General features: G+C 65.2%; 24 protein-coding genes. 12 read left to right on the plus strand and 12 right to left on the minus strand.

Annotated elements, in window-relative coordinates:
* Positions 1-4: 4 nt before the first annotated feature.
* The 3 genes from AC5Y4C_RS19825 to AC5Y4C_RS19835 are packed head-to-tail and all read left to right on the plus strand — an operon-like array spanning position 5 to position 3,560.
* Positions 5-1,063 carry an enoyl-CoA hydratase/isomerase family protein gene (locus AC5Y4C_RS19825; RefSeq protein WP_499964689.1) on the plus strand — a complete coding sequence of 353 codons (1,059 nt, stop codon included), beginning with the start codon at positions 5-7 and terminating at the stop codon, positions 1,061-1,063.
* Positions 1,064-1,069: 6 nt separating this feature from the next.
* Positions 1,070-1,843: an enoyl-CoA hydratase gene (locus AC5Y4C_RS19830; protein WP_499964688.1), complete on the plus strand. Its 774-nt coding sequence runs from the start codon at positions 1,070-1,072 to the stop codon at positions 1,841-1,843.
* A gap of 10 nt (positions 1,844-1,853) precedes the next feature.
* Positions 1,854-3,560, plus strand: coding sequence for an alpha/beta hydrolase (locus AC5Y4C_RS19835; RefSeq protein WP_499964687.1), 1,707 nt, complete (start codon positions 1,854-1,856; stop codon positions 3,558-3,560).
* Here the strand turns inward: AC5Y4C_RS19835 and AC5Y4C_RS19840 are convergent.
* Positions 3,472-3,942 carry a rhodanese-like domain-containing protein gene (locus tag AC5Y4C_RS19840; RefSeq protein WP_499947611.1) on the minus strand — a complete coding sequence of 157 codons (471 nt, stop codon included), beginning with the start codon at positions 3,940-3,942 and terminating at the stop codon, positions 3,472-3,474. The two genes, AC5Y4C_RS19835 and AC5Y4C_RS19840, sit on opposite strands and share 89 nt — an antisense overlap.
* Entirely contained in the window at positions 3,939-4,484 is a 546-nt protein-coding gene (locus AC5Y4C_RS19845) for a cysteine dioxygenase (protein WP_499964750.1), read from the minus strand. The genes AC5Y4C_RS19840 and AC5Y4C_RS19845 overlap by 4 nt, the downstream gene beginning before the upstream one ends.
* A 132-nt stretch (positions 4,485-4,616) precedes the next feature.
* On the opposite strand from AC5Y4C_RS19845, the gene lpqV reads away from it, so the two are divergent.
* Both lpqV and AC5Y4C_RS19855 read left to right on the plus strand, forming a co-directional pair.
* Entirely contained in the window at positions 4,617-5,042 is a 426-nt protein-coding gene (gene lpqV, locus AC5Y4C_RS19850; protein ID WP_499964685.1) for a lipoprotein LpqV, read from the plus strand.
* 19 nt (positions 5,043-5,061) lie between these two features.
* Complete coding sequence (locus AC5Y4C_RS19855) at positions 5,062-6,090, plus strand: patatin-like phospholipase family protein (RefSeq protein WP_499964683.1); 1,029 nt, start codon at positions 5,062-5,064, stop codon at positions 6,088-6,090.
* A gap of 14 nt (positions 6,091-6,104) precedes the next feature.
* Here the strand turns inward: AC5Y4C_RS19855 and AC5Y4C_RS19860 are convergent, their stop codons facing one another.
* The 4 genes from AC5Y4C_RS19860 to AC5Y4C_RS19875 all read right to left on the minus strand — a co-directional run bounded on the left by AC5Y4C_RS19860 (position 6,105) and on the right by AC5Y4C_RS19875 (position 10,967).
* Complete coding sequence (locus AC5Y4C_RS19860; protein ID WP_499909449.1) at positions 6,105-6,596, minus strand: DUF4383 domain-containing protein; 492 nt, start codon at positions 6,594-6,596, stop codon at positions 6,105-6,107.
* 84 nt (positions 6,597-6,680) lie between these two features.
* The gene (locus tag AC5Y4C_RS19865) at positions 6,681-7,547 is read right to left on the minus strand and encodes a patatin-like phospholipase family protein (protein ID WP_499964682.1); all 867 of its coding nucleotides are present in this window, start codon (positions 7,545-7,547) and stop codon (positions 6,681-6,683) included.
* A gap of 148 nt (positions 7,548-7,695) precedes the next feature.
* Entirely contained in the window at positions 7,696-9,327 is a 1,632-nt protein-coding gene (locus AC5Y4C_RS19870) for a fatty acid--CoA ligase (RefSeq protein ID WP_499964749.1), read from the minus strand.
* Between the two features lie 14 nt (positions 9,328-9,341).
* Positions 9,342-10,967 (minus strand): fatty acid--CoA ligase, encoded by a 1,626-nt coding sequence (locus tag AC5Y4C_RS19875; RefSeq protein ID WP_499964747.1) that lies wholly within the window; start codon positions 10,965-10,967, stop codon positions 9,342-9,344.
* Between the two features lie 105 nt (positions 10,968-11,072).
* Here AC5Y4C_RS19875 and AC5Y4C_RS19880 point away from each other — a divergent pair, with 105 nt between their 5' ends.
* A complete protein-coding gene (locus AC5Y4C_RS19880; protein ID WP_499909445.1) occupies positions 11,073-12,179 on the plus strand; it encodes an NDMA-dependent alcohol dehydrogenase in 1,107 nt (368 codons plus the stop codon).
* A 7-nt stretch (positions 12,180-12,186) separates the two neighbouring features.
* On the opposite strand, the gene AC5Y4C_RS19885 is transcribed toward AC5Y4C_RS19880, so the two are convergent.
* Positions 12,187-13,218, minus strand: a complete 1,032-nt coding sequence (locus AC5Y4C_RS19885) for an MmpL3/TtfA transport complex stabilizer (RefSeq protein WP_499964680.1) — start codon at positions 13,216-13,218, stop codon at positions 12,187-12,189.
* A 353-nt stretch (positions 13,219-13,571) separates the two neighbouring features.
* Between AC5Y4C_RS19885 and AC5Y4C_RS19890 the strand changes: the two genes are divergently transcribed.
* Positions 13,572-14,273, plus strand: coding sequence for an EthD domain-containing protein (locus AC5Y4C_RS19890; protein ID WP_499964678.1), 702 nt, complete (start codon positions 13,572-13,574; stop codon positions 14,271-14,273).
* A gap of 46 nt (positions 14,274-14,319) precedes the next feature.
* Here AC5Y4C_RS19890 and mbp1 read toward each other — a convergent pair whose 3' ends face one another.
* Both mbp1 and AC5Y4C_RS19900 read right to left on the minus strand, forming a co-directional pair.
* Positions 14,320-14,553 (minus strand): microaggregate-binding protein 1, encoded by a 234-nt coding sequence (mbp1, locus tag AC5Y4C_RS19895; RefSeq protein ID WP_499909439.1) that lies wholly within the window; start codon positions 14,551-14,553, stop codon positions 14,320-14,322.
* A gap of 151 nt (positions 14,554-14,704) precedes the next feature.
* Positions 14,705-17,443 (minus strand): glycoside hydrolase family 2 protein, encoded by a 2,739-nt coding sequence (locus AC5Y4C_RS19900; protein ID WP_499964676.1) that lies wholly within the window; start codon positions 17,441-17,443, stop codon positions 14,705-14,707.
* A 331-nt stretch (positions 17,444-17,774) separates the two neighbouring features.
* Here AC5Y4C_RS19900 and AC5Y4C_RS19905 point away from each other — a divergent pair, with 331 nt between their 5' ends.
* The 3 genes from AC5Y4C_RS19905 (at position 17,775) to AC5Y4C_RS19915 (ending at position 19,418) form a co-directional block, all read left to right on the plus strand.
* A complete protein-coding gene (locus AC5Y4C_RS19905) occupies positions 17,775-18,155 on the plus strand; it encodes a DUF4189 domain-containing protein (RefSeq protein WP_499947615.1) in 381 nt (126 codons plus the stop codon).
* Positions 18,156-18,317: 162 nt separating this feature from the next.
* On the plus strand, positions 18,318-18,947 hold the full coding sequence (locus tag AC5Y4C_RS19910) for a DUF3060 domain-containing protein (RefSeq protein WP_499964674.1): 630 nt from the start codon (positions 18,318-18,320) through the stop codon (positions 18,945-18,947).
* A 60-nt stretch (positions 18,948-19,007) separates the two neighbouring features.
* Positions 19,008-19,418, plus strand: a complete 411-nt coding sequence (locus AC5Y4C_RS19915) for a hypothetical protein (RefSeq protein ID WP_499964672.1) — start codon at positions 19,008-19,010, stop codon at positions 19,416-19,418.
* A 72-nt stretch (positions 19,419-19,490) separates the two neighbouring features.
* On the opposite strand, the gene AC5Y4C_RS19920 is transcribed toward AC5Y4C_RS19915, so the two are convergent.
* The 3 genes from AC5Y4C_RS19920 to AC5Y4C_RS19930 all read right to left on the minus strand — a co-directional run bounded on the left by AC5Y4C_RS19920 (position 19,491) and on the right by AC5Y4C_RS19930 (position 22,770).
* Positions 19,491-20,582: a GGDEF domain-containing protein gene (locus tag AC5Y4C_RS19920; protein ID WP_499964671.1), complete on the minus strand. Its 1,092-nt coding sequence runs from the start codon at positions 20,580-20,582 to the stop codon at positions 19,491-19,493.
* A gap of 264 nt (positions 20,583-20,846) precedes the next feature.
* Positions 20,847-21,524: a TetR/AcrR family transcriptional regulator gene (locus tag AC5Y4C_RS19925; RefSeq protein WP_499909427.1), complete on the minus strand. Its 678-nt coding sequence runs from the start codon at positions 21,522-21,524 to the stop codon at positions 20,847-20,849.
* A complete protein-coding gene (locus tag AC5Y4C_RS19930; RefSeq protein WP_499964669.1) occupies positions 21,517-22,770 on the minus strand; it encodes a cytochrome P450 in 1,254 nt (417 codons plus the stop codon). The genes AC5Y4C_RS19925 and AC5Y4C_RS19930 overlap by 8 nt, the downstream gene beginning before the upstream one ends.
* 622 nt (positions 22,771-23,392) lie before the next feature.
* On the opposite strand from AC5Y4C_RS19930, the gene AC5Y4C_RS19935 reads away from it, so the two are divergent.
* Positions 23,393-25,018, plus strand: a complete 1,626-nt coding sequence (locus tag AC5Y4C_RS19935) for a DNA methyltransferase (protein ID WP_499964668.1) — start codon at positions 23,393-23,395, stop codon at positions 25,016-25,018.
* 307 nt (positions 25,019-25,325) lie between these two features.
* A complete protein-coding gene (locus AC5Y4C_RS19940; protein ID WP_499964667.1) occupies positions 25,326-26,078 on the plus strand; it encodes a toll/interleukin-1 receptor domain-containing protein in 753 nt (250 codons plus the stop codon).

Below are 26,078 nucleotides of genomic sequence, written 5' to 3' on the forward strand. Positions count from 1 at the left end.
TCCCGTGACGGGTGACCGCTCTGCCGACGAGATCGTGACCAGCGCCCAAGACGGTGTCCGCTTCCTCACGCTGAACCGGCCCAAGGCGATCAACTCTCTGACCCATTCGATGGTCACCACCATGCACCAGGCGTTGCGTGAATGGGCTCACGACGACGACGTGCGGGCGGTGGTGGTCAGCGGTGCCGGCGACCGGGGGCTGTGCGCGGGCGGCGACATCGTCGCGATCTACCACAGCGTGCACAACGACGGCGGCGCCGAGGCTCGGCAGTTCTGGCACGACGAATACCTGCTGAACGCCTACATCGCCCGCTATCCCAAGCCCTACATCGTGCTGATGGACGGCATCGTGATGGGCGGCGGCGTCGGGATCTCCGTGCACGGCAACACCAGGGTGGTGACGGACACGTCGAAGATCGCGATGCCCGAAGTGGGCATCGGTTTCGTCCCCGACGTCGGAGGCACGTACTACCTGGCACGCACGCCCGGTCGACTGGGCTTGCACGCCGCGCTCACCGGCGCACCGTTCTCCGGGTCCGACGCGATCGCGATGGGCTTCGCCGATCACTACGTCCCGCACACTGCGCTCGACGACTTCGTCAAGACCCTCGTCGACGACGGCGTAGACGCGGCGGTGAAGCGTCACGCCGTCGCACCGCCGCCCAGTGAGCTTGTGGTGCAACGGAACTGGATCGACGAATGCTTCGCGCCCGACACCGTCACCGACATCGTCGCCGCGCTGCGCGGACACGACGCCGGCCCGGCGAATGACGCCGCCAACCTGATCGCCACCCGCTCCCCCACCGCCGTCTCGGTGGCCCGGGAGGCGGTGCGCCGCGCTGCGAACCTGCAAACGCTGGAAGACGTTCTGCGCCAAGAGTATCGGGTGTCGTGCGCGACGCTTCGCTCACACGACCTGGTGGAGGGCATCCGCGCACAGGTCATCGACAAAGATCGCAACCCCAAATGGTCGCCGGCCTCCCTGGCGGAGGTCAGCGCCGAAGACGTCGAAGCGTTCTTCGCCCCCGCCGACAATGACCTGTCGTTCGAGAACGAAAGCTGAAAGCCGATGACCTACCAGACCATCCTCGTCGACCGCCAGGACCGCGTTGCCACGATCACGCTGAACCGCCCGGAGGCGCTCAACGCCCTCAACGGCCAGGTGATGGCCGAAGTCACTACGGCCGCAGCAGAATTCGACAACGACCCGGGCGTCGGCGCGATCGTGCTCACCGGATCCGCCAAAGCGTTCGCCGCCGGGGCGGACATCAAGGAGATGGCGGAGCTGTCGTTCGCCGACGTGTTCGCGTCCGACTACTTCGCCGCCTGGGGCAAGTTCGCGGCCGTGCGCACGCCGACGATCGCGGCGGTGGCCGGCTATGCACTGGGTGGCGGCTGCGAACTGGCGATGATGTGCGATCTGCTGATCGCCGCGGACACCGCGAAATTCGGGCAGCCCGAGATCAAACTCGGTGTGCTGCCGGGCATGGGCGGTTCTCAGCGGCTCACCCGCGCGATCGGTAAGGCCAAAGCGATGGACCTCATTCTGACCGGGCGCAACATGGATGCCGCCGAGGCGGAACGCAGTGGGCTGGTGTCGCGGGTGGTGCCGGCCGATGACCTGCAGCGCGAAGCGATGTCGGTGGCGACCACCATCGCGCAGATGTCGTTGTCGGCCGCGCGGATGGCCAAAGAAGCCGTCAACCGCGCGTTCGAAACGCCGCTGTCCGAAGGACTTCTGTACGAGCGACGGCTTTTCCATGCCGCGTTCGCCACCGACGACCAAAGCGAGGGCATGGCGGCGTTTGTCGAGAAACGCGCCCCCAACTTCACCCATCGCTGAAGATGGGGACATGACCGAAGCCGAGGCCCCGGAGGAAACACCCGAGGCGCCCGCCGAAGAGCCGTCCGAAAAGACGGCCGCAAAGCCCGATTGGTGGGTCCGGCATTACACGTTCACCGGAACGGCTGTCGGGCTGGTGTTCTTGTGGCTGTCGATGACGCCGTCGCTGCTGCCGCGCGGACCGCTGTTCCAGGGACTCGTGAGCGGCGCCGCCGGCGCCACCGGCTACGCCGTCGGCGTGTTCGCCGTCTGGTTGGTGCGGTTCATGATGTCGCGGGACAGGAGCCCCAAGCCGCCGCGCGCCGCGTGGTTCGTGCTGGTGGTGGCCGGCGTGGTCGGCACGCTGGCGATGATCGTCTGGTTTCACGTGTGGCAGGACCACGTCCGCGATCTCATCGGCGTGCCCCGGCTGAAGTGGCATGACTATCCGCTGGCCGCAGTCCTGGCCATCGTCACGCTGTTCGTGCTCGTCGAAATCGGCCAGCTGATCGGGCGTTTCATCCGATTCCTGGTGCGACAACTCAATCGTCTTGCGCCGCCGCGGGTTTCGGCTGTGGTCGCAGTGCTGTTGGTCGTCGTGCTGTTCGTCGCGATACTCAACGGCGTGGTGCTGCGGTTCGCGATGAGCACGATGAACAACACCTTCGAAGCGGTCAACAACGAGCAGGATCCCGACAGCCCGCCGCCTACCAGCCCGCTGCGCTCGGGCGGACCCGGTTCGCTGGTGAGCTGGGCATCGCTGGGCAATCAGGGCCGCATCTTCGTCGACGGCGCACCGACCGTGGAGCAGCTGTCGAAGTTCAACGGCGCACCGGCTACCGAGCCGATCCGCGCGTACGCCGGACTGGAATCCGCCGACGGCATCGAGGCCGCCGCGGAGCTCGCAGCACGCGAGCTGGACCGCACAGGTGGCCTCAAGCGCAAGGTCGTCGCCGTCGCGACGACCACCGGGACCGGCTGGATCAACGCGGCCGAGGCCGACGCGCTCGAGTACATGTTCAACGGCGACACCGCGATCGTGTCGATGCAGTACTCGTTCTTGCCTAGCTGGCTGTCGTTTCTGGTCGACAAGGAAAACGCCCGGCATGCCGGGCAGGCGCTGTTCGAGGCGGTGGCCGCACGGGTGCGGGCGCTACCTGAAGGCCAACGGCCCAAGCTCGTCGTGTTCGGGGAAAGCCTGGGGTCGTTCGGCGGAGAAGCGCCGTTCCTGTCGGTCAACAACATCGTGGCCCGCACCGACGGGGCGCTGTTCTCCGGGCCGACGTTCAACAACACGATGTGGCAGGAGGCCACCGACAACCGGGATCCCGGTTCGCCCGAGTGGCTGCCCATCTACCAGCAGGGCTACAACGTTCGCTTCGCCGCCCAGTCCGACAACCTCGCTCGTCCGGCCCAACCGTGGGGCATTCCGCGAATCGTGTACCTGCAGCACGCATCCGACCCGATCACGTGGTGGAATCCGGATCTGCTTTTCTCCGAACCGGACTGGCTGAAGGAACCGCCGGGTTACGACCGGCCGCAGGACATGTTCTGGTTCCCGGTGGTGACGTTCCTGCAGGTGTCGGCCGACATGGCGGTCGCCGTGGACGTGCCCGACGGGCACGGGCACCGCTACGTCAAAGACGTGGTCAACGCGTGGGCCGCAGTGCTGCAGCCACCCGGATGGACGCCGGGGAAGACCGGGCGCCTGCGCGACGTGGTGAAAGCGCCCGAGTAGCAGACCTCAACGCGACCAGAGCACCGGACTCGCGAAGCGCCCAGTAACCGCCGACGACGTCGGTGGCGCGGTGCAGGCCGAGGTCTTGCAGCGCGGCGGCCGCGAGGCTCGACGTGTAGCCCTCGGAGCACACCACCACCCACTCGACGTTCTCGTCGACCGCCTGCGGCAGCCGTGCGTCACTGGTGGGGTCGCAGCGCCACTCCAACACGTTGCGCTCGACGACGAGCGCGGACGGCACCCTGCCCTCACGCTCGCGCTGGGCCTGCGGGCGGATGTCCACCAGCACCGCTCCGCGGCGGACCGCGGTGGGCACCTCCGGCGCAGCCAACCGCTGGAGCCGCTGCCGGGCGGCGAAGAGGACGTCGTCGATGCGGCTCACTGTCCCTCCGGAGTGTCGGTGAGTTGAGTGCGGACCCGCCGCAACGTGTTGTGCTCGGTGACGTCGTAGTAGGACATCGCGGTGAGCGGCGGCGAATACGCGTGCACGCTGAGCGTCGGCGCGTGGTCCGACGGGGCCCAGGTGACGTCGTGCACCCATCCCAGCGGGAACGCTGCCTGGTCACCGGCGACCAGCCGTCGTCGGCGCAATGTCTCACCGGCCCAACGGGTTTCGGTCAATGCACCGCTGAGCAAGGTGAGTGCGCCCAGCGAGCCGCAATGGTCGTGCAATTCGGTGGATTCACCCGGCACCCAGCTGATCAGCCAGACGTCGAGTTCGTCGTCGCTGCGCAGCCGGGTGAACCACCGTTGGTTCACCGGTATGCCGTGGCGCGGGAACAGGTGGTCGTAGTCGCCGCTGAGAACGTGGTCGGCGTCGCGGTCGGTGATGTGCAGAAGATCGGGCAGCCGCAGTCTCGTGGGACCGGGCACCGCCGGAATGGTCGACGGACGCAGCGCGGCGGGGCGGGCGGGCGACGACAAGCCGCTCGCGCGAAGAGCCAAAGACATGGGAGAAACTCCGAAGGATGGGTGGACGAATCGGGGGCGGGCAGTCAGGCCCGACAACACTCCCGAGTGCCGATGAGTCCCATCACGGCCAATAGTCTGGCACACATGACTGCTGCGCGCTGCTTCCAGGGTCTGCTGTTGGCCGGTGTCGGGGTCGTGACGCTGCTGGCCGGCTGCTCGACGTCGGAGGAACCGTCAGATCAAGCCAAGCCGACGTCCGCCCCGCAGGCCGCGCCGTCGACCGCGCCGGCGCAGGTGGAGGTCTCACCGGCCGGCGTGACGACCGCCGTGAACGTGCCCGCGAGCTCCACCGAAGAGGAGTACTACCAGGCCTGCCATTGGGCGCGGGAATGGATGAAGGACAAGCCCGGCGACCCGCACGCTCAGATCGAGCCGTACCTGGCGATGGTGCAGGCGTCGGCGACCGGCGAGAAGGGCACGTGGAACACCCCGTGGACCAAGCTGACTCCGGAACGCCAGGCCGGGGTGATCGTGGCGGCGAAGGCGGCCGCGGACGCCGGCTGTGACTGAGCGCGCGCACAATGGCCAAATGGACGGCAAGCGCGTCGCGCTGGCACTCGGAAGCGGCGGCGCGCGCGGCTACGCCCACATCGGGGTGATCGCCGAGCTGCTGGACCGCGGCTACGAGATCGTCGGTGTCGCAGGCTCATCCATGGGCGCGCTGGTCGGCGGTTTGCATGTGGCCGGCGCCCTGGACGAATTCACGGACTGGGCCAAGACGCTGAGCCAGAGCGGGGTACTGCGGCTGCTCGACCCGGCCTGGCGCGGTCCGGGGTTCTTCCGCGCGGAGAAGGTGCTCGACGTGGTTCGCGACCTGGTCGGCGAGGCGGAGATCGAGAAGCTGCCGATCCCCTACACCGCGGTCACCACTGACCTGCTCACCGGTAAATCGCTGTGGCTGCAACGCGGTCCGCTCGATGTGGCGATTCGCGCGTCGATCGCGATACCGGGGATGATCGCGCCGTACGTCGCCGACGGTCGGGTCCTGGCCGACGGCGGCATCCTGGACCCGCTGCCGGTCGGGCCGCTGGCGGGCGCGAACGCCGACGTGACGATCGCGGTGAGTCTCAACGGCGACGACATCGGCAGTGAGCGCTACCGCCGCTCAGAGGAGCCCAACGCGGCAGCGGAGTGGTTCACCCGGTTGGTGCGCAGCACGTCGGCGCTTCTGGAAACTCCGGCCGCGCGTTCGGTACTCGGCCGGTTCAGCTCGACCGCCGAGGACGAGGCGGAGGAGGAACTGGCCGAGGCCGACCCAGAATCCGACGACGTGGCCACGGCGTCGGCGATGGTGCCCAAACTCGGCAGTTTCGAGGTGATGAACCGCACCATCGATGTGATGCAGGCGGCGCTGGCCCGTCATCAGCTCGCCGCGTATCCACCGGACATCCTCATCGAGGTGCCGCGCACGTCGTCGCGAAGTCTGGATTTCCATCGCGCCGCAGATGTGATCGACGTGGGACGCACACTCGCCGCCCAGTCGCTGGATTCGTTTGAGGCGCACGATCATTCGACCGACGACGCAGCCAACGACTCACCCGCTGAGTCCCGCGACTGATCCTTTGCGCCCGATCAGACTCCCGTTCCGGTCGGGCCGGTAGCGCTCGCCCGGTTCCCTGTGGTGCGGCCGAGGAGCAGCCCGAGCAGGACCATGCCGACACCCAAAGCGAAGTGCAGCCAGTTGTCGGCGGTGTTGACGGGGATGAAGTTGGCGGCGCTGTGCTGATCGATGAGAAGCCCGTAGATCCACAGCACCAAATAGATGAGGCCGCCGCCGATCAGAAACGTCCGTGCTCCGTTGAAGGTGCGCGCCATCAACAGCCCCGCCACGCCGAACAGCAGATGGACGATGTTGTGCAGCACCGATACGTGGAAGAGATGCAGAAGCATCGCACCCGACTGGTGACCGGCGACTTTCATTCCGCCGTCGTAGTCGGTGACACCCGGGATGAAGCCCAAGACGCCCACTAACAGAAACACCGCGCCGACGACGAGCGCGGCGCCTTGAACCGTCGCCCAGCGGTCAGCCCGACCGGTGGCGCCGCCGGCAGGAGATGTCGCCATCGCTGCACCTCTCTTCTTCTTTCGTCAAACAAGCAAGATAGAGAGGTACCCCCAGGAGGTGGGTACAAACGCGGGACAGCCGCGTCAACCAGCGGCGTCGAGGAACGCGGCAACCTTGGCGGCGTCGCGCCGTCCTTGCTGGCGGCCCGCGACCGCTGAGGGCGCGCGACAGTCCGGGTCTAGCGGATTGCGCCCGAACGCCGCGACCGACCCCTCGTCGGCGAAGATGCCCAGCGCCCGGCCCGGGAACTCGGCCAGCTCGTCGGCCAGACTCCGCCCGAACGGCGAAAACCCCGGTTCCGGACTGGGTGACAGCATCACCACCGCGTCGGCGCCGGTGACCGCGTCCACGTTGGCGCTGCTGCCGATGCCGCCGTCCACGAATCGCCGCTGCCCGATCGTCACAGGGGGCCACACCATCGGTACGGCGCAGCTGGCCGCGACGGCGTCGACCAGCGACACGCCGCTGTCTCGGTCGAACAGCACACGCTCGCCGGTGCCGACGTCGATTGCCGTGACCTCGAGCCGACGCTGCGGCCAATCATGGGACGGCAGCCGATGCTCGATCACGGCCCGCCGGGCCTCTTCAGTGACCGTATTTGTCGAAAGGGCCTGCGAGCCGATCCATTTCAAGCGTTCGGAGAGCGAGACTGTCGGGTCGCTGGCATGCTCGAACAGCTCGATCAGCTCGTCGACGTCGATGTGGGGTGCGATCTCGTGCGTAGCCGGTTCGAGCTGGCGCTCGTAGAGGCTCTGCAACGGCGTGCCGCTGGAGATCTGCGCTGCGACTGCCGAACCCGCCGACGTGCCGAGGAGAAGCTGCGCGTCGAGCAGGCGCCGGGCGGCACCTGGCGCCTCGTCCTGTACGCCGAGCAAAAACCCGGTCTCCCATGCGATCCCAGCGACGCCGCCGCCTGCGAGTACCAGTGCCAGCCGCTCGGTCCCAGTCACAGCGCCCTCCGTCCGAATTGTGAGGCCACCTAAACATCATGACTGACGGGCGATTGCCGTGGCTACCGAGCCCCGACCTACGCCGAGCAGACGCTGAATTGCGTGAGAAGGCGCTGCGCGATGCGATTTGGTGTCTGCTCGCCGTAGGTCAGTCAGCGCATTCGACGACGTCGTAGGCGTCGTCGGCGTAGCGGGCGCGGATCACCTTCTTGTCGAACTTGCCCACGCTGGTGCGCGGCACCTCGTCGACGAAGGCCCAGCGTTCCGGCAGCCACCACCGAACAACCTTGTCGCGCAGGTAGTCTCGCAGCTGCGGAGCAGTGACGGTTGCGTTCTGCTTCAGCACCACCGCAGCCAGCGGCCGCTCTTGCCAGCGCTCGTCGGGCACGCCCACCACCGCCGCCTCCAGCACGTCGGGATGGCCCATCAAGTGGTTCTCCAACTCCACCGAGGAGATCCACTCGCCGCCGGACTTGATCACGTCCTTCGCGCGGTCGGTCAGCGTGACATAGCCCAGCGCATCGATGCGCCCGACGTCACCGGTGCGCAGCCATCCGTCGGCGAACTTCTCGGCATCCCGGTTCCGGTAATAGCTGCCGGTGATCCACGGACCGCGAACCTCCAACTCCCCCACCGACTTCCCGTCGTTGGGCAGCACATTGCCATCGTCGTCGACGATGCGCATTTCGACCCCGAACAGCGGTCGGCCTTGCGTCGCCCGTAACTGCCACGCCGCGTCACCGTCCACCCCGCGCGGCGGGCATGCCATCGACGCGACAGGCGACGTCTCGGTCATGCCCCACAACTGCATCAAGGTGATGCCGAACTTCTCGTCATAGGCGCGCATCAGCGATTCCGGCACCGCCGAGCCACCACAGAGGATCAGCCGCAGCGACGAGATGTCATGCGCTGGGTCCTGTTCCAAGCAGTGCAAAATGTCGTTCCAGATAGTCGGCACCGCGGCGGCCACCGTCGGGCGACATTTCTCGATCATCTCGACCAAGCGGGGTGCGTGCGCATAGCGGTCAGGCAGCAGCAGGTCGGCGCCTGCCATCAGCGCGGCATGCGGGATGCCCCACGCGTTAGCGTGGAACATCGGCACCACCGGCAGCGCCCGGTCCCCCTCGGCCAAAGCCATTCCGTTGGTGCTGCACACCGACGTGCTGTGCAAATATGTCGACCGGTGCCCGTACACCACGCCTTTCGGGTGGCCGGTGGTGCCGCTGGTGTAACACATTGCGGCAGCGGCTCGTTCGTCAATGTCCGGCCAGTCGAAGTCGCCGGGCTGGGCGGCGAGCAGCTCGTCGTAGCGGATGACGTCCTTGCCCGCGGTCTCCAGCACCGCGGTGTCGCCGTCACCGACAGCCACCACCGCCCGCACGGTCTCCATCCTCGGCAGCACAGCCGCTAGTTGCTTCGCCAGCGACGTGTCGGCAAGCACCACGGTGTCTTCGGCGTCGTAGGCGATGAACTCGATCTGGTCGTCGGAGAGCCGGATGTTCAGCGTGTGCAACACCGCACCCATGCACGGGATCGCGAAGTACGCCTCGAGATGCTCCTGGTTGTTCCACATGAACGTGGCGACGCGGTCGCCGGGCCGCACACCCAACGCGCGCAAGCCGTGCGCCAATTGCGCGACGCGTACCCCGAATTCGCGGTAGTTGATCTCGCGGTAGCCGTCGTCGGTCGCGGTGATCACTACCCGGTCGCCGTGGATGGTGGTGCCGTGCCGCAGCATCGACGTCAGCGTCAGCGGAATGTCTTGCATCGTGCTGTACAACACGGCTTCTCCGATCAGTGATGACACTCGACGATGTCGTATTGCTGATCCGCGTACCGGGCGCGGATCAGCTTCTTGTCGAACTTGCCGACGCTGGTCTTGGGAATCTCGTCGACGAAAGTCCACCGCTCAGGCAGCCACCATCGAGCGACCTTGTCGCTCAGGAACTTCCGCAGTTCGTGGGCGGTGACGTCGGCGCCCTTGTCGACGACGACCGCGGCCAGTGGGCGTTCCTGCCAGCGCTCGTCGGGCACGGCGACCACGGCGGCCTCGAACACGCCGGGGTGGCCCATCAGGTGGTTCTCCAACTCGACCGACGAGATCCACTCGCCGCCGGACTTGATCACGTCCTTGGAACGGTCGGTGAGCGTGATGAAGCCCCGGCCGTCGATGCGGCCGACGTCTCCGGTGCGCAGCCACCCGTCATGGAACTTCGACTCGTCGGCATTGAGGTAGTACGAGCCCGTCACCCACGGTCCGCGAACTTCGACCTCGCCGACGGCTTTTCCGTCATTGGGCAGCACGTTGCCGTCGTCGTCGACGATGCGCGCTTCCACGCCGCACATCGGCCGGCCCGCGGTGTTCCGCAGCGCCCAATGCTCTTCTTCGCCGACGTCGCCGGGCGGCCGGGCAATGGACGCCAGCGGCGAGGTCTCGGTCATTCCCCAGGCCTGGCGGATCTCGACGCCGTGCTTGTGCTGGAACTCTTTCATCATCGCCAGCGGCACCGCCGAGCCTCCGCACGGCACCACCCGTAGCGACGAAATGTCGTACTCCGGATGGGAATTCAGGTACTTGAGCACGTCGTTCCAGATGGTAGGCACCGCGGCAGCGATCGTGGCCCGATGCTCGTGCACCATCTTCACCAGACGCTCCGCCTGCAGGAAGCGGTCCGGCATCAGCAGGTCGGCGCCGGCCATCAGCGCCGCGTACGGTTTGCCCCACGCATTGGCGTGAAACATCGGCACGATCGGCAGGACGCGGTCGTCCTCGTTGATCGCAAAGCCGGCACAGATCGCCATCGACTGCAGGAATGCCGAGCGGTGACTGTAGACCACGCCTTTCGGGTTTCCGGTGGTGCCGCTGGTGTAACACATTGCGGCAGCGGACTTTTCGTCCACGTCAGGCCAGTCGTAGGTGGTGGGCTGGTCGGCCAGCAGGTCGTCGTAGCGGACCACGGTCTTGCCGGACTCGGTGAGCGCGTCGAGGTCGCCATGTCCGACCGCCACCACGGTGTGCACAGTCGACATCTTCGGCAGCACAGCGGCCAGTAGCGGCGCCAGCGACAGGTCGGCCACCACAACCCTGTCCTGCGCCTCTTCGGCGATGTAGGCGAGCTGATCGGCGGGCAGCCGGATGTTCAGCGTATGCAGCACCGCACCCATGCACGGTGCCGCCAAGTAGGTCTCCAGGTGTTCCTGGTTGTTCCACATGAACGTCGCGACCCGCTCGTCGCCGGTGATGCCCAGCTCCCGCAGTCCGTGTGCCAACTGCGCGACGCGCTCACCGACAGTGCCGTAGCTTGCCTCGCGGTAGCCGTCGTCGGTCGCGGTGATCACCTTGCGCTCGGCATGCCAGCCGGTGCCGTGCCGCAACAACATGGTGATCGTGAGCGGGAAGTCCTGCATGGTGCTTTCCACTGCCACCCCCTGTGCTTGCTCTTCGCCGTCTTAGTTCCCATCTTGGCCCGCGCACCGGGGTGACAGGCCAATAATCGAGCCGAACCACTAGGGAAGGGCGGATGCATGAAGACCAAGGCCGCGGTGTTGTGGGGACGGAACCAGAAGTGGGAGGTCGAAGAGATCGACCTCGATTCGCCCAAACAGGCCGAGGTGCTGGTGAAGATGACCGCCAGCGGGTTGTGCCACTCCGACCATCATCTGGTGACCGGCGACTTGCCCATGGCGTTCCCGCTGATCGGCGGGCACGAGGGCGCGGGCGAGGTCGTGGAAGTAGGCCCCGGCGTCGCGGACATCGCCGAAGGCGACCACGTCGTCTTCAGCTTCATCCCGGCGTGCGGCCGCTGTAAGCCCTGCGCCCGCGGCATGAGCAACATGTGCGAGCTGGGGGCGACGATTCTTTCCGGTCCTCAGCTCGACGGCACGTATCGGTTCCACGCGCGCGGCCACGACGTCGGCCAGTTCTGCGTGCTCGGGACCTTCTCGGAGTACACCGTGGTGCCCACCGCGTCGGTGATCAAGCTCGACCAGGACGTCGCGCTGGACAAGGCCGCGCTGCTGGGCTGCGGCGTGACCACCGGGTGGGGCAGCGCGGTGCGCACCGGTGAAGTCCGCGCGGGCGACACCGTCGTCGTGATGGGTGTCGGCGGGGTCGGCATCAACGCGGTGCAGGGCGCACGCATCGCCGGGGCGCAGCACATCGTCGCGCTGGATCCCGTGGAGTACAAGCGCGAGCGGTCGCGGGAGTTCGGCGCCAACCACGTCGCCTCGTCGGTCGACGAGGCCTGGCCGCTGGTCAACAGTCTCACCCAGGGGGAGATGGCCGACGTCTGCATCATCACCACCGACGTCGCCGAAGGGTCCTACCTGGCGCAGGCGCTCAGTTTGGTGGGCAAGCGGGGTCGTGTGGTGGTCACCGCGATCGGGCATCCGACGGAGTTCACCGCGACGATGTCGCTGTTCGACCTGACGAGCTACGAAAAGCAGGTGCGGGGCTCGTTGTTCGGGTCGTCGAACCCGCGCAGCGACATCTACCGGCTGCTGTCGCTGTACGACAACGGCCAGCTCAAGCTCGATGAACTAGTCACCCGCGAGTACCCGCTCGAAGACATCAACCAGGGCTACGACGACATGCTCAGCGGAGTGAACCTGCGCGGCCTGATCCGCTACTGACGACGGCTCAGACGCCGGCCGGCTGCAGCTCGCGCACGTCGCGCATCGCGACGGTCTCCACGCCGAGCACATCGTCGAAGTGGGCCGGCGTCGCCCCGTCGAAGACGCTGACCCGACCCGTGTAGTCGGCGACGTACAGTCGGCCGTCCGGGCTCGTCGCCACACAGGACGGCTGCGCGCCGATACTGACGGTGTCGACGACCTCATGGGTGTTGGCACACACCACGGCCACCGCGTCTCGGTACACGACATAGACGCGAGCCGCGTCGGCGCTGAGCGCCACCTGCACGGGATGTCCGCCGAGCCAGGCCGTGGCCACCGGCTTGCCGGTCGTCATGTCGATGACCTCCACCAGGCCGCCGTATTCCGGGTCGGAGCCCAGCACGTACGCCACTCGCCCGTCGCCGCGGACCACGGCGTCCCGGATGGGCGACACCGTCGGCACAGTGGCCACCACACGCGACGTCGTGGCGTCGACCACGCTGAGGCGGGACCGCGACGTGTCGGAGGTGCCGACGTACACGAACCGGCCGTTCGGCGAAATCCGGAGCGCATCGATGGTGCTGTCCGCATCCGCGATCGCGACCGTGTCGACATAGCCGGACGCGACGTCGACGAATGCGAGGTCGACGTTGTCGTCACCGGCACCGCCGACCACGAGGTGGCCACCGTTGGGCCGTGCCGCGATCTTGGCCACCTGCAGCGGCAGCGGCAGGCTGGCGAGTCGGCTCGCGGAGTGGGTGTCGATGGCGGACACGTAGTCATACGTGGGCGCGGACGCCGCGACGAATGCGCGGCCACCGGTGACGGCGACCGCGAGGGGCTCGCCGCCGATCGGCACAGTGGCGTGCGCGCGGAGCCCGTGGCCGTCGAGCAACGACACACTGTTGTCGCCCGCGTTGGCGGCGACGATCGTGACGCCGTCGCGGTCGACGGCGAGGTCGCCGATCGGACCGCGGCCCACCGCGATTGCCGTGATAAGACGCGCGCGGCTGAGCGGCCGAATGTCGGCAGCATGCAACAGCAATGAATTGGCCATAACCATCAAAACCTCCGCCGGCAATCGTGGTGCCGGCTCCGGACTTTTCGTCTCACTGCGCCGTGCGGCGCACATCCTCGTTGAGTCTAGCCATCTGAAATCGCGGTAAACGAGAAACGAACGACCCGCGCTCGAGGGCCGATGTGCCCTTCTCAGAGTGTGCTTAAGAAACTGTCAAGCGAATCTCGTCGGCGGCTCACCGGTTATCGACTCGGGCGGGTCTGCCTGCGAAACTGCGTTGTTCGGCAACCACGTCGTCGTTGCGTGGGCAACGATGATGTGTAACGAATTCTTAGTATCGGCAAGGTAAATGAGGGGCAAATCACACGACGTCAGCGGCTAAGTTGACTCGGGTGGAGAAGGTGATCGCGCTCTTGCGCGACGCGGAGCGTGACGAGACGTGGTGCTCCCATCTGCGCGGGCCGGTGGCCCAGAAAATCCTGGCGCTCGGTGTTGCCGGACTTGCCGTGAACGTGCGCGACGACGCGGTGCGTGGCTCGTTGATGACGCTCACGACGCTGGATCCGCCAGTAGTTGCCGTCGTGAGCATGTGGGTCCAGCAGTCGTATGGCGCGCAGGTGGCCGACGCGATCGCGCTGCTGTCCGAGCACTGCGCCAGCGTGGCTGCGTACCTCGTCACAGAATCCGTGCCGTTGGCGCCGCCCAGTGGCGAATCAGGCCAGCGCACAACTGGTTTGGCGAACATCGCGGTGTTGCGCCGGCCGCCGCAGTTCGACCGCGAAACGTGGCTGCAGCGCTGGCAGCTTCACCACACGAGCGTCGCCATCGAGACGCAGGCGACGTTCGGCTACACGCAGAACGTCGTGTGGCGCGCGTTGACGCCGGAGGCGCCTGCCGTCGACGGGATCGTCGAGGAGCTGTTCCCGATCGAGGCGGTCGGTGATCTGCACGCCTTCTTCGGGGCTGCCGACGACGCCGATTTGGCTGACCGGATGGGCCGGATGATCGCCAGCACGTCGGCGTTCGGCGCGAACGAGAACATCGACACCGTGCCCACCAGCCGCTATGTGCTGCGCACGCCGTTCGGCCAATAGGAACGGGCCCGGTTCGCAATGAACCGGGCCCGTGTGGGATGGGCTTTTACTGGTTTTCCTTCTGGCGCTCTTCGGCAGCCTTGGCGCCGCCGCGCGCCGACTCGGCCTCTGCCTCCTTGCGGGCGGCATCACGCTGAGCGTCGGCCTTGTCCTGCTGGGCCTGTCCCTCTTCGGTGAGGTCGTCGCGACCGGTCACGGTCCCGACAGCCTCCTTGGCCTTGCCCTTGACGCCTTCGACGACACCCTTGATGCCTTCTTCCGGTCCACTGTTCTCAGCCATGCATCCTCCTCGTTTGGCTGTACGTTCTTGGGTGACCGGCGGGGCCGGTTCTACCCGCACACACGATGCAGGTCCCGCCGTCGGGTTCTGAGTTCCCGAAGGGCAGGCATTCAAACCAGCGCGCGCAATCCCGCTTCAGCGCCAACGACTTCTACCGGATCGGCACGCTGACGGCAGGTGTGTTGTAGCCGGTGACCCTGACCCAGGTCCCGGCGGTTCCGGGCGTCGGCACGACACCGCGAATCTCGACCGTCTCGCCGGGAAACACGGTCACGTAGTTGTCGTCGTATTCGATGGGCAGGATCTCGTCGCCGTCGCGCGTCGGCAAGATCTCCGCCCGCTCGAAGAACGCGATCGACGTCGTCGGGTTGTGCAGCCGGATCGCGACGCCGTCACCGCCCTCGGCGCCCACGTGCCGGGCTGACACCTCGAGCGGAACCCGCGTCATGTAATTCAGCGCCGTCATGTCCGCCCAGCTGGCCTGGGCCAGGTCGAACGCGGAATCGTTCTCCGGCACACCGAGGTCGTCGCGCTGCTGCGACTGCCAATAGACGTTCTCGGCGATCAGCTTGCCCGTGCTGTCCCGCAATTCACAGCGCACGAAGTAGACCGGCGAGTCGGCCGGTCCCCGCGGCAGCGTCATCGCCCTGACCGATTCGCCCGACATCACGCTGATGTCATTCGCTGTGCGATCTGTGCGGACGCGTCCCTGGAGGTCGTAGACGCGAACCCGCACATCGAGGTTCTTCTGGTAGGTCTGGGTCTGGTTGACGACCGTGACGTTCGCTGAAGTGTGGTCGCCTGTCGCGTAGGAGTCGAACACCACCGACAGCGGCCGCAGGCCCTTCTTGGCTCCGTAGTAGGCGCCGCCGGGCCGCAGGTAGTAGTCGAAGAGGTTGCCGTAGAACGACGGCCAATGACTGTTGAGCATCCAGTAGATCGTCATCTTGTGGGTGGCCCAGCCGTCGGCGGCGAAGGTCTCGAACTGCGCGCGGGTCGCTTCGTAATGCGCTAATTGCGCTTTGCCGGCAAACATTTCGGCACTCGTCGACGGGCCGTAGCGCCGGTTGACGGCCCGCTGGATGTTGGCCAACGTCGCGTTGCTCGGCTGGGCTCCGGCGTGGAAGTACCACGTGTCGTTGATCGGCCACAGCTTGTCGGGCGGGATGAACTTCTTCAGGCTCGCGAACGGCGGGATGTGTTCGTTGTTGCCCTGCTCGGCCGACGATCCCCAGGTGGCGCCGTAGCGTCCGCTGAACCAGTACGTCGGCGGGCGCCAGCTGTAGGGCCCGGCCATGTCGATGCCGTCCCAGGTGGGTACGCCGTTGCGGTCGCGGGCCAACGACGACACCGTGTCGACGACCGCGTTCTGCCAGTGCAGATCAGTCAGGATCTTGCGGTATTCGGCGAGGATCGGCGGTGGTGGCAGGCCGTCGCTGCCGTTGGCCCACACGAACGCAGAAGCGTGGTTGTGCAGCGTCAGTATCTGCGAGCGCAGGCTGTCCATGGCGACGCGGTGATCTTCGGCGTCCCACTGCTCCCATTTCTCCCACTGGTTGCAGCACATCCAGCCGAACATCAGCGGAATGCCGAGTTCGTCGGCCTTCTCGACCAGGTGCTCGCTGGAGAATTTTCCTTCGAGCCGCAGCATGTTGAGGCCCAGGTCCTTGGCGTAGCGCAGCACCGCGGTCTCGCGGGCGGGGTCATACCGGTACAGAAGGTCGGGGGTGTAGGCGGCGCCGCGCACCAGGAAGTTCTTGCCGTTGACTTTGAGATAGAAGTCGCCGCCGTTGTCGGAGAACCGGGTGTCGCGGTCTTGCGTCACGGTGCGGACGCCGAACCGCTGCGTGCGGGTGTCGCTGAGCTGGTTGTTGACCCGGAATTCCACCTTGAGGTCATACAGGTTGGGTTGGCCCATGGTGTAGGGCCACCACAGGTCCGGCTTGTCGACACGCAGCTGCTCGAATTCGTCGGGCGACAACGTCACTTCGCGATCTTCGCCGGGGGAAAGCATGACCGTCTTGTCCACACGGATTGCAGGCTTGCCGGCCCGCGTGATGATTGCGCGCAGAACACCGCGGGTCTGCTGCGTCGAGTAGTTGTGCACATTCGCGCGGATGGTCAGCTGCGCAGAGTCGGTGCGGGGCAACGGAAGTTGACTGTTGACGAGCGCAGGACCGAGCCCCACGACGCCGGTCGCCTTGAGGTAGACGGGTTTGAAGATGCCGGCGTTGCGGTCGGACACGAACGAGTTGCCGTGCAGCGCATTCTTTCCCGGCCCCTGATAGCCGAGGTAGTCCCAGTTGATCCAGTCGTTCCAGCTATCGGCCAGTTCGACGCCGTCGATGTCTTGCAGCGCGCGTTCGGGGGTGACCTTCACCGCGAGCGTGTTGGGCTGTCCTGGCGCAATCCACGGCGTCACGTTCACCTGGTGGTCGACATACATGCCGACAATTTGCTTACTGTCGGCGACGAGATGTCCGTTCAGCCACACTTCGCCGCGATAGTTGATTCCCGGGAAATCGAGCAAATAGGTTGTGCGGCCCGCGGGTGCGGTGAAAGTGGTTCGGTACCACCAATCTTGCTTGTACAAATCTTGCGGAACTTTGTCCCGAAGGTTTTTGCCGACGTAGAGGTCGGGATAGACGCCGTTCTCGCGCAGAATTTCCAGTACGGTCGCCGGCATGTGCCGGATTCGGTACCACGCGGAGTCGCGGTAATCGGTGCGGGAGACAGCCGGGCCCGGCGGAAGTCCGCCCGCCGGCGACAGGCTCCAGTTCTGCGCCAACTCAAGGCTTTCCGGCGGATCGGTGCTAGCGAAGACCGGGTATGCCCCCGCGCACAGCAGCAGCGACAGCGCGATGCAGACCTTCGCGACGACCTTCAGCATGGTGTTTGGAACTCCTGGCGCCCCGGCACCGCGCCACCCGGCGCTCGAGTCATCATGCCGCTGCGATCCGACACAGTAACAAGCCTCGGGCGCGGCCGGTGGTCGCGGGAGGCGCCACGCTCGCTGCTCGGTCGACTAATTTCCGGCAAGTGCCGCCAATGAAATGACCCTGATGTCATTTACTGACGGCGGCCGATCCCGGCTTCGATTGAAGTCGGTCGGGGTTAACTGTCGACGATTTTCATGATTCTCACAGCGATTTCACGGGCCCTGGATTACAGTCACTTCACCCCGGAAAGCCGGAATTAATGAACCGCCCGAAGGAGCCACAATGTCGATCAAGCGCCTCACGGCACTAGCCGCCGGCGGCGCTGCCACCGCCGCAGTGCTGGGAGTCCTCAGCGTCGCGCCGGCCAGCGCCCAATCCGACACCTACGTCGCAATTGCCTACTCCCCGGCCACCGGCGCCTTCGGCTGGGGAAACAACGCGTCTACCCGTGCGCAGGCCGAGGACGTCGCGATGGGTTACTGCATTCAGTACGGCGGCACCGACTGCCGCATCGCCGCGTGGGCGGTGAACGGTTGCGCGGCGCTCGCCACCTCGGCGAATAGTTGGTACGGCGGTTTCGGCGGAACGCTGGCGGCTGCTGAGAGCAATGCGCTCGGCAGAAATGGCGGTGGCGCCATTCAGATTTCGAAGTGCTCGACGTAAATCGCATCCAGCGTTAGCTGGTAGCCGGTCGGGGTGCGGTGCGGAGGTGAACGTTGCCTCCGCACCGCCCGCTTTTCTCGCCTCTGACGGCGCACCCCTTTTTGTGTCGGCTATTTGTCGCGACCTGCCCGCGGCCAACGCGGACCGTGGGACCATCGCGCAATGGAGTCCGACGGTGATCCCGAGGCGCGCATCCGGGAGTTGGAGCGCCCCTTAGCGACGCAGGCGCGCGCTTCTGAACTGGGTGCTTCGTCGGGCGCAGCGAGTTTTGGGCCGGCAGGTCCGCCGGTCACCTACGGTCCGATGCCGTCGGCTTCCCGGGCGGTGAGTGCGGGTGCGTGGTGGATGGTGGCGGCAGTGCTGGTAATCGGAGTGGTGGCGCTGGCCGCAGGTGTGGCCGGCTTCGGCGCACAGGTGTTGTCCGATGGGCGCCCGACCGCCAGCCCACCGACCCCGCGCGCGAGTGAGCCGGGGGCGCCGACCGGCTTCGCCCCCGCGCCGACCGCGGCTTCGCCCGTTCCGCCGCCCGGCGGCAATGTGAGCGTGGCCGGCAGCCAGGTCACCAAGACAATCGAGTGCAACGACAGCCTCGTCAGCGTCAGCGGACTTTCGAACACCGTCGTGATTCGAGGCCACTGCGGGCAAGTGACGGTTTCAGGGGCGCAGAACGTCGTCTCCGTCGACGGCGTCGAGACCATCAGTGTGTCCGGCTTCGACAACAAGATCACGTATCACTCGGGATCTCCGCAAATTGATAGAAGCGGACTGAGAAATGTCGTACAACGGGGTTGACGATTCAGGTCACGGGCTCTCGGGTAAACCCAGGAATCGCTGCACAAGGAGGTGATGGCGATGGAGTTCAAGAAATTCGTCGCTAAAGCAATCGTTGTCGGGAGTCTCGGCCTGCCCGCCGCCGCCCTGGGGATGGGCGTGGCAAACGCAGACACGCGCCCGTCCGTGCCCACGCCGCCGAACATTCCCGTAGCGGCGGACACGATGACGCACGGCAATCGGGTCGCGCCGAACACCATCGCCAAACGATTCACGTCGCCGGGGACACCGGTGGCCGCTCGCGTGCAGCGGACGACGGTGAACGTGAACTCGGGGGCACCGACGACGACGGCTAATCCGTTCGGCTCCCTGGGCGGCCGGTCTGACGCCGCGGCAACGGGGCTCAACCGGCATGGGTGGGCCGACGCACGTTCGGCCGGACCATTCGGGTTGGGCCGGTTGCTGGGGTCTCTTGGCGGGTTGATGCGCTGAGAGCCAAAGGGCGCCAACGGGCGACAGGCTGTGCTCTCGCCTGAGCGCGCCTGGCGACGAGCGCAGCCTGGCTCAATCAACTGCGGGCTGGGCGGTCCTGGCGATTCGTGTCCGATTTCCACCGGCGCGTTTAGCGTCATACATGGCGGCGTCTGCGGCTGCGATCAACGCCTCGACGAACAGTCGGTTGCCGCCGTCAGTCCGCTCCTCCAGTGATGCGCTGGCACAGCCGATGCTTGCCGTCACCGGGTGCGGACTGATCGCGATCGCATGCCGGAGCTGTTCGAGTGCTTCGAGGAACTCGCCGGCGGTGAGGGTGTCGGCAATGAGAAATTCTTCACCACCGACGCGCCCGATCACCGCAGTCGCCCGACAGTGTGCCCGCAACGCATTGCCGACTTCGATCAACGCTGCGTCGCCGGCGGCGTGGCCTTGGCTGTCGTTGAGTTGCTTGAAGTTGTCGAGGTCGATCATCGCCACTGCCAGGAATCCGGAGTCGCCGTGTTGAACGAGCAGAGTTTGCACCGCGGCGTGGAAAGCCCGACGCGTCAAAAGGCCCGTCAATCCGTCGCGGCTGGAGCGGTGCAGGTCGACGCTGAGCGCATGCACCATCGACTGCACCGCAAAAGGTATGACCGTGTTCAGCATCAGAATCAGCGCCAAAGCACACCCGGCCAGTAAGGCCCCGGAGCGGTGCGCTACCTGCTCGAGGAGCAGCAGGGCGGTGAGCGTCGCGATCACGAAGTTGAGAACCATGTAGGGAGCGGTGTGGAAGAACGCGATGTAGCCGGCCAGTAAGGCGAACGCGCTACACCCCAGCACACCGGCCCAAGGCTCGGACTGTACGAGACACGAAACCGCGATACCAACCTCGGCGACCAGGACGAAGAAGATGGATTGCCGACAGGTGGGCCAGCGCCACAACCACAACAGCGCCAGCACTGCGCATGTCGCGACGATGATGACCGAGCAGGCGCGTGCCGGCCACAGATCACCGGGCGCCGCGGAGCTGTAGCAGGCTGCTGCCGGCAGCACAGCCAGCGACGCTATCGTCGCCGCCATCATCGTTCGCCATAACCGGTCCATGCCGCGCGAACTGACATAGCCACTGAGCCAGTCGTAGTGGTCGCTCTGCTGCCACCACCGCACCACCCAGCTGCTCATGATCCAACCCGCCCGCGGACGTCGGAGCACCACCATCGCCATCGGCACTCTGCCGGGCGGATGGTACGACATCGGTGTTAACGGGGTGCTACGGGCTTTTGAGAAAGTTCATTGGTGTCCAGGCGCGGGTGGTGCCTCCAGTCGGACTCGAACCGACACTGGGCGGGTGCGAAAAACGGACCAGCCGCATCGGGCGACCAAGCGAACCGATTGATTTCCATCTCCGGCTGGGTACGCGCAGCCTCGACCTCCCTCGGACAACGGTTACAACGGCGAGGTTCTGTATTGCTGCTCGGATGCGCCAGTCCGATGATGCGATCGTTCGTGGATCGATAGCGACGCTATCCGTGGATAGAGGATCGCTGGGCCGAGCCATCGCGCAAGGAAGCGGCGCAGTTCGATTCCTTCCCGCGGGGGCTGCCCGGGATCGGTCAGCATGGATTGCACTGTGCGCAAGGTCATTTCGGCAAGATCACGCAGCGCGGTTGTGTCGAAACCGTGCAGCCGCCAGTCGACATCGAAGCGGTGAAAGACCGACAGGCAGAAGCTGATCGCTGTGTCGGACGTCAGCGAGGTGACGGCTTCACCCTCCTGGCGCCGCGTCAGCAGATTCTCCAGCTGTGGATCGCCGGCGAGGTTCTCGATTCCGAACGACACACTTTCGACGATGGCAGTGACCGGGTCGTTGAGTCCACTGACGTGGTCGACAACTTGGTCGATGAAACCGTTGACCGCACGCATCGAGCTGGCAATCAGTAGTGCGTCAGCATTCGGGAAATAGCGGTACACCGTCTGGCGAGTGACACCAAGCTTGCGGGCGACGTCGGCAAGGCGCATCGCCGATCCGCGTTCGGCGACCACTTCGTCCACCGCATCCAGAATGCGGGCGATCGCCTCCTCGTCCGAGCCTGGTGTGGACCCCGCCCAGCCGCGACTACGCATCCGCCGTCACAAGCATTTCGACGTCGAACTCGATGAGAAGTGTTGTCGGGCCGGTCATTCCCAACACAGATTTCCAAGGGGCCGGACCCACACGATGAGGTGCAGGAAGACGTCGTGTCAGGACTACAAGTGCTTCCGCCAATTCCCGGCGTGCGAGGTTGGCCCCTAGGCAGTAGTGCGCGCCGCCGCCGAAGGTCAGAATTGGGGGTACATCCTTGCGCGCGATGTCGAAGCGGTCAGCGTCGTCATAGATCGCCGGATCTCGGTTGGCGGCAAAGGTGTTTGCGAGTACGAAGGTACCTGCCGGGAACATGTAGCCACCGAACTCAGCATCCTCAACGGCGACCCGCGGCACGATACAAGCTGCCGGCGAGTGGCGCATGCTCTCCTCGACCGCCTGCATCGCGAGTTCTGGATGGTCGCGCAGCTTCGCCCACTGGTCTGGATGCTCGCAGAGCACCTGCACCGACGCCGCCAGTTGGTTTCGCGTGGTGTCCGTTCCCGCCATCAAGAAGCCGGCCACCAGCATGCGGAGTTCATCGAGATTCAGCCGATCGCCGTCGCTTTCGGCGCGGATGAGTCCGGAGAGCAGATCATCGGTGAGGTTGGTTCGGCGTGCGGCGACCATGTCGTCGACGTAGGCGTCGAGTTCGCTCCATGCGCGCATGATCGCAGCTTCATCGAAGGTGGCGTCCGGCTGGAAGTTGAGTGCTTTGAAGATCTCTTCTGTCCAGTCTGCGAATAGCTGCCAATCCTCGCGGGGCGCGCCGATCAGCGCGCACATGATCGGAGTCGGGTAGCGACGCGCGATGTCGGTGACGACGTCGCAGCGGCCGGCGTCGATCACCCGATCGATCAGCCCATTCACCACCTCGTGGATCGTGTCGGTCAGGCGGGACGTCGCGCGCGGGGTGAACGCCTTGGAAACCAATTTGCGTAACCGGACATGCGGTGCGCCGTCAAGGCCCAGGAGGCTGTTCGCCATCTTGTCGTACAACGGGCCTGACGTGATGCCCTGCGCCGCCAGAGTGATACCCGGCGGGAGTCGAAACCTATTGTCGCGCAGGATATCTCGGGCCAACTGGTAGGACAGAATTTCGGGGCCGAGGGGGCCAATGGCAATGGGTGCGCGCGATTGCGCACTTCGCAGATCATCGAGCAGATCTCTCGGTGTGGCGGTGAGGCTGTAGTTGATCGTGGGGAGGCCAGCGTCGAAGACGCTGGGGGCGGCGCTGTGCGCGTTCATCGACGTCTCAACTTCCGTTGGGGCCCGACAGGCTCGGGTACGGACATGTCTCCCAGAAATGTATGACCAAAACCCTCGAACGTCAACGATGTTCGGTATATCTGCTGTTCAACAGGCGACGTTTGCTAGATAGCTCATACATCTAGCACCGTAACGTCCACACCATGAGGCCTCAGCGTGATGTGCTGGCCTTCGAGTCAGCGCGATAGCCGGGGGTTGGCTGCTGGACCACGTGGCGCATGACGCTGGGTGTGGACGCCGTGTGGACTCGGCGTCCCGCGGGGCACTTGCTTCCACGCCCGTCATCGCCGCTTAGAACTGCCTCACCTGCAGACTCGCTTGGTGCCCCCAGTGGGACTCGAACCCACACTGTGCGGATGTTAAGAACGGTAGGCGGCTCCTCGGGACCTCGGTAAACGCTTCGCGAAACGCCGCAAAACCGCTGTTCAAAGGCGCTTTGGGCGTTGGCGGTACGGTCCGAGTTCGTGCCCGGTTTCGTCCAAATCCGCCCTCGGTCGCGTCCTTGTCGCGTCCTCGCGCAGCTAACTTCGCGCCTAGACGGACTGGGACGGCGGGCGTGGCGTAGCAGCGCGGCGTCGGTAGCCCGACATAGGGTGCGAGCGTGGAGAAAAACCGGCTCTACTACGGCGACAACCTGGCCGTCCTTCGTGAGTACATCAAGGATGAGTCTGTCGATCTCGTGTACCTTGATCCGCCATTCAACTCCAACCGCAACTACTCCGTCATATTCAGCAAAAACGGCAAAGCGGAGGATGAAAACAAGGCTCAGATTGAAGCGTTTGAAGATACGTGGCACTGGACCCATACGACGGAGCAGCAGTACAACGAGTTCGTCACCCACGCGCCTATGGCGGTCGCGAACGCGCTAACGGCCTACCGTCTACTGCTCGGCGAGAACGATGCCATGGCGTATCTCGTCAACATGGCGCCACGACTTCAAGAGCTGCACCGTGTTCTTAAACCCACCGGTTCGCTTTACCTCCACTGCGACCCGACGATGAGCCACTACCTGAAGGTCATATTGGATGCGATCTTCGGTCCAGAAATGTTCATTAACGAGATCATCTGGAAACGGAGCACGGCCCACAGTGATCGCAAGCAGGGAAGCCGCCACCTGGGCCGACTCCACGACGTGATTTTTCTGTACGCGAAGACATCGAAGTACAAGTTCAACCACTTAACGACCGATTACAAAGACGAGTACATCATCAGCAAGTACCCATACATCGAAGAAGGCACCGGCCGCAGGTACGGCCTATGGGATATGACTGGACCGGGCGGCGCGGCCAAGGGCAACCCACAGTACGAAGTTATGGGCGTCACGCGCTATTGGCGGTACTCGAAAGCGAGGATGCAAGAGTACATCGAGCAAGGGCTTGTTGTTCAACCGAAACCCGGTGCGGTACCGCGCTTTAAGCGGTATCTCGATGAAGCTGCCGGCGTCTCGCTGCAAGACGTGTGGATGGATATTGACCCGATCAACTCGCAAGCTAAGGAACGGCTCGGTTACCCCACCCAAAAGCCTCTCGCGCTGCTTGAGCGCATACTTGCGATTTCGAGCGACGAGGGCGACGTTGTGTTGGATCCCTTCTGCGGCTGTGGCACGACAGTCGATGCGGCCCAGCGACTTAACCGGCAGTGGATCGGGATAGACATCACCTACATTGCAGTGGACTTGATCTCGAAGCGGCTGCGCCATACCTACGGCAACTCAATCATGGGAACCTTCGACATCGTCGGAATACCGAAAGACGTTGCGGCCGCTAGAGCACTCTTCTCCCATTCGCCGTTCGACTTCGAGCGCTGGGCCGTGTCGCTTATCAACGCCGAGCCGAACCAGAAGCAGGTGGGCGACAAGGGCATCGACGGCGTGGCACGCTTCCCGCTCGGGGTAAAAGGTCAGCTAGGTCGGGTACTCGTCTCCGTCAAGGGCGGGAAAACGTTGACGCCCAGTATGGTTCGTGATCTCAAGGGGACGCTCGACACGCAGAAGGGCGCGATGGGGATTTTGATCACCCTGGAGCCCGCCACGAAGGGCGTGCAAGAAGAGATCGACAAGGGCGGCATCTACGCGCACCCGGCAAACGGTCAGGTCTTCCCGCGCCTCCAGCACATCACCATCGCCGAGTTGCTGGACGGGAAACGGCCGCAGATGCCGCCGACGTACCTGCCGTACATTGCTGCCGACAAACTCACGGTCGCGGACGAGAACGAAACGCTGTTCTAAGCGGGTCTCGCCGCGCTGCCTCTAGCCGAAGCTAAGAGTCCGGCAAGGGAATTACAAGAATGTTCTTCAGAACATCTGGTATCCCTTCCGGTTGCCACCCCCTATATGTAGTGTTTCAGCCGTGGACGTTATGTCTGCGCCAGGAAACGCCAAAGCCCTGCCGAGGCGGGACCTCCAACAGGGCTTCGGGTGTCTGCTAGGACGAGCCGATGCTACGGGATGGAACGGAGTCACGACCCGGCTATCCGGTGATCTGTGGTGGACCTCTGTCAGGGCTACGGCCAAACAACATGAGAGAGACAAGAGAATGTCCAACAGCGAGTATCAGCGGTGGGTCCGCAAGGTCAATGAACAGGCGCGCAGGGCTGCGCGCGAGCAACAGCGGCGGATCGAGGAGTACAACCGGAAGGCAAAACGCCACAACGACGAAGTTCGGCGGCGGGCCGAGAAGGATCACCGCGACAACGTCCGCGCGATCAATGACCACAACCGGCAGATCGCGAAAGTGAACCAACACAACCGTCAGGTCGATGCCCGGAAGAACTCCGTCATTGCCGACCTGGCTCGACGGCTCAACTCCACTCAGTACAGCCCGCAGGAGGCGCAGCTGGCACAACGAGTTGCGGAGGTAGTCGCCGCGCAGGATCCACGCGAGTGGGATGTTTTCCTCAGCTATGCCCGGCTTGACGGCGCGGAGGTCGGGCGCGAATTGCGCGACCGTTTGGAAGCTCTCGGCATTCGGGTCTGGTTCGATGAGGTCGCTATCCAACCCGGCAAAAGCCAGGCGCGCCAGATGGACTGGGGTCTCACGAAGGCGCACTGCGGTATTGCGCTACTAACCCCCGCCTATATCGCGGGCCGCTTCTGGACGGAGCGGGAGCTGGGAGTACTCCTCGGCAAGGACACCTTGATCCCCGTCGCGCACGGCGTGGACTTCAAAGAGGTCAAGGAATACAGCGGGATGTTGTCCGACCTCGCCGGTTTCGAGACGGCGCGCCACTCCGTGGAGGAGATAGCCGACATGATCGCTGCCGCCGTACTGAGGCGGCGGGCAGCCTGA

This window comes from Mycobacterium sp. NGS35 (assembly GCF_059812855.1).

Coding starts and splice junctions, on each gene's coding strand:
- AC5Y4C_RS19835 (WP_499964687.1), top strand. CDS start 1,854: ATGACCGAAGCCGAGGCCCCGGAGGAAACACCCGAGGCGCCCGCCGAA.
- AC5Y4C_RS19830 (WP_499964688.1), top strand. CDS start 1,070: ATGACCTACCAGACCATCCTCGTCGACCGCCAGGACCGCGTTGCCACG.
- AC5Y4C_RS19860 (WP_499909449.1), bottom strand. CDS start 6,596: ATGGCGACATCTCCTGCCGGCGGCGCCACCGGTCGGGCTGACCGCTGG.
- AC5Y4C_RS19920 (WP_499964671.1), bottom strand. CDS start 20,582: ATGAGCAGCTGGGTGGTGCGGTGGTGGCAGCAGAGCGACCACTACGAC.
- AC5Y4C_RS19880 (WP_499909445.1), top strand. CDS start 11,073: ATGAAGACCAAGGCCGCGGTGTTGTGGGGACGGAACCAGAAGTGGGAG.
- AC5Y4C_RS19915 (WP_499964672.1), top strand. CDS start 19,008: ATGGAGTTCAAGAAATTCGTCGCTAAAGCAATCGTTGTCGGGAGTCTC.
- AC5Y4C_RS19910 (WP_499964674.1), top strand. CDS start 18,318: ATGGAGTCCGACGGTGATCCCGAGGCGCGCATCCGGGAGTTGGAGCGC.
- lpqV (WP_499964685.1), top strand. CDS start 4,617: ATGACTGCTGCGCGCTGCTTCCAGGGTCTGCTGTTGGCCGGTGTCGGG.
- mbp1 (WP_499909439.1), bottom strand. CDS start 14,553: ATGGCTGAGAACAGTGGACCGGAAGAAGGCATCAAGGGTGTCGTCGAA.
- AC5Y4C_RS19930 (WP_499964669.1), bottom strand. CDS start 22,770: ATGAACGCGCACAGCGCCGCCCCCAGCGTCTTCGACGCTGGCCTCCCC.
- AC5Y4C_RS19905 (WP_499947615.1), top strand. CDS start 17,775: ATGTCGATCAAGCGCCTCACGGCACTAGCCGCCGGCGGCGCTGCCACC.
- AC5Y4C_RS19885 (WP_499964680.1), bottom strand. CDS start 13,218: ATGGCCAATTCATTGCTGTTGCATGCTGCCGACATTCGGCCGCTCAGC.
- AC5Y4C_RS19855 (WP_499964683.1), top strand. CDS start 5,062: ATGGACGGCAAGCGCGTCGCGCTGGCACTCGGAAGCGGCGGCGCGCGC.
- AC5Y4C_RS19925 (WP_499909427.1), bottom strand. CDS start 21,524: ATGCGTAGTCGCGGCTGGGCGGGGTCCACACCAGGCTCGGACGAGGAG.
- AC5Y4C_RS19940 (WP_499964667.1), top strand. CDS start 25,326: ATGTCCAACAGCGAGTATCAGCGGTGGGTCCGCAAGGTCAATGAACAG.
- AC5Y4C_RS19900 (WP_499964676.1), bottom strand. CDS start 17,443: ATGCTGAAGGTCGTCGCGAAGGTCTGCATCGCGCTGTCGCTGCTGCTG.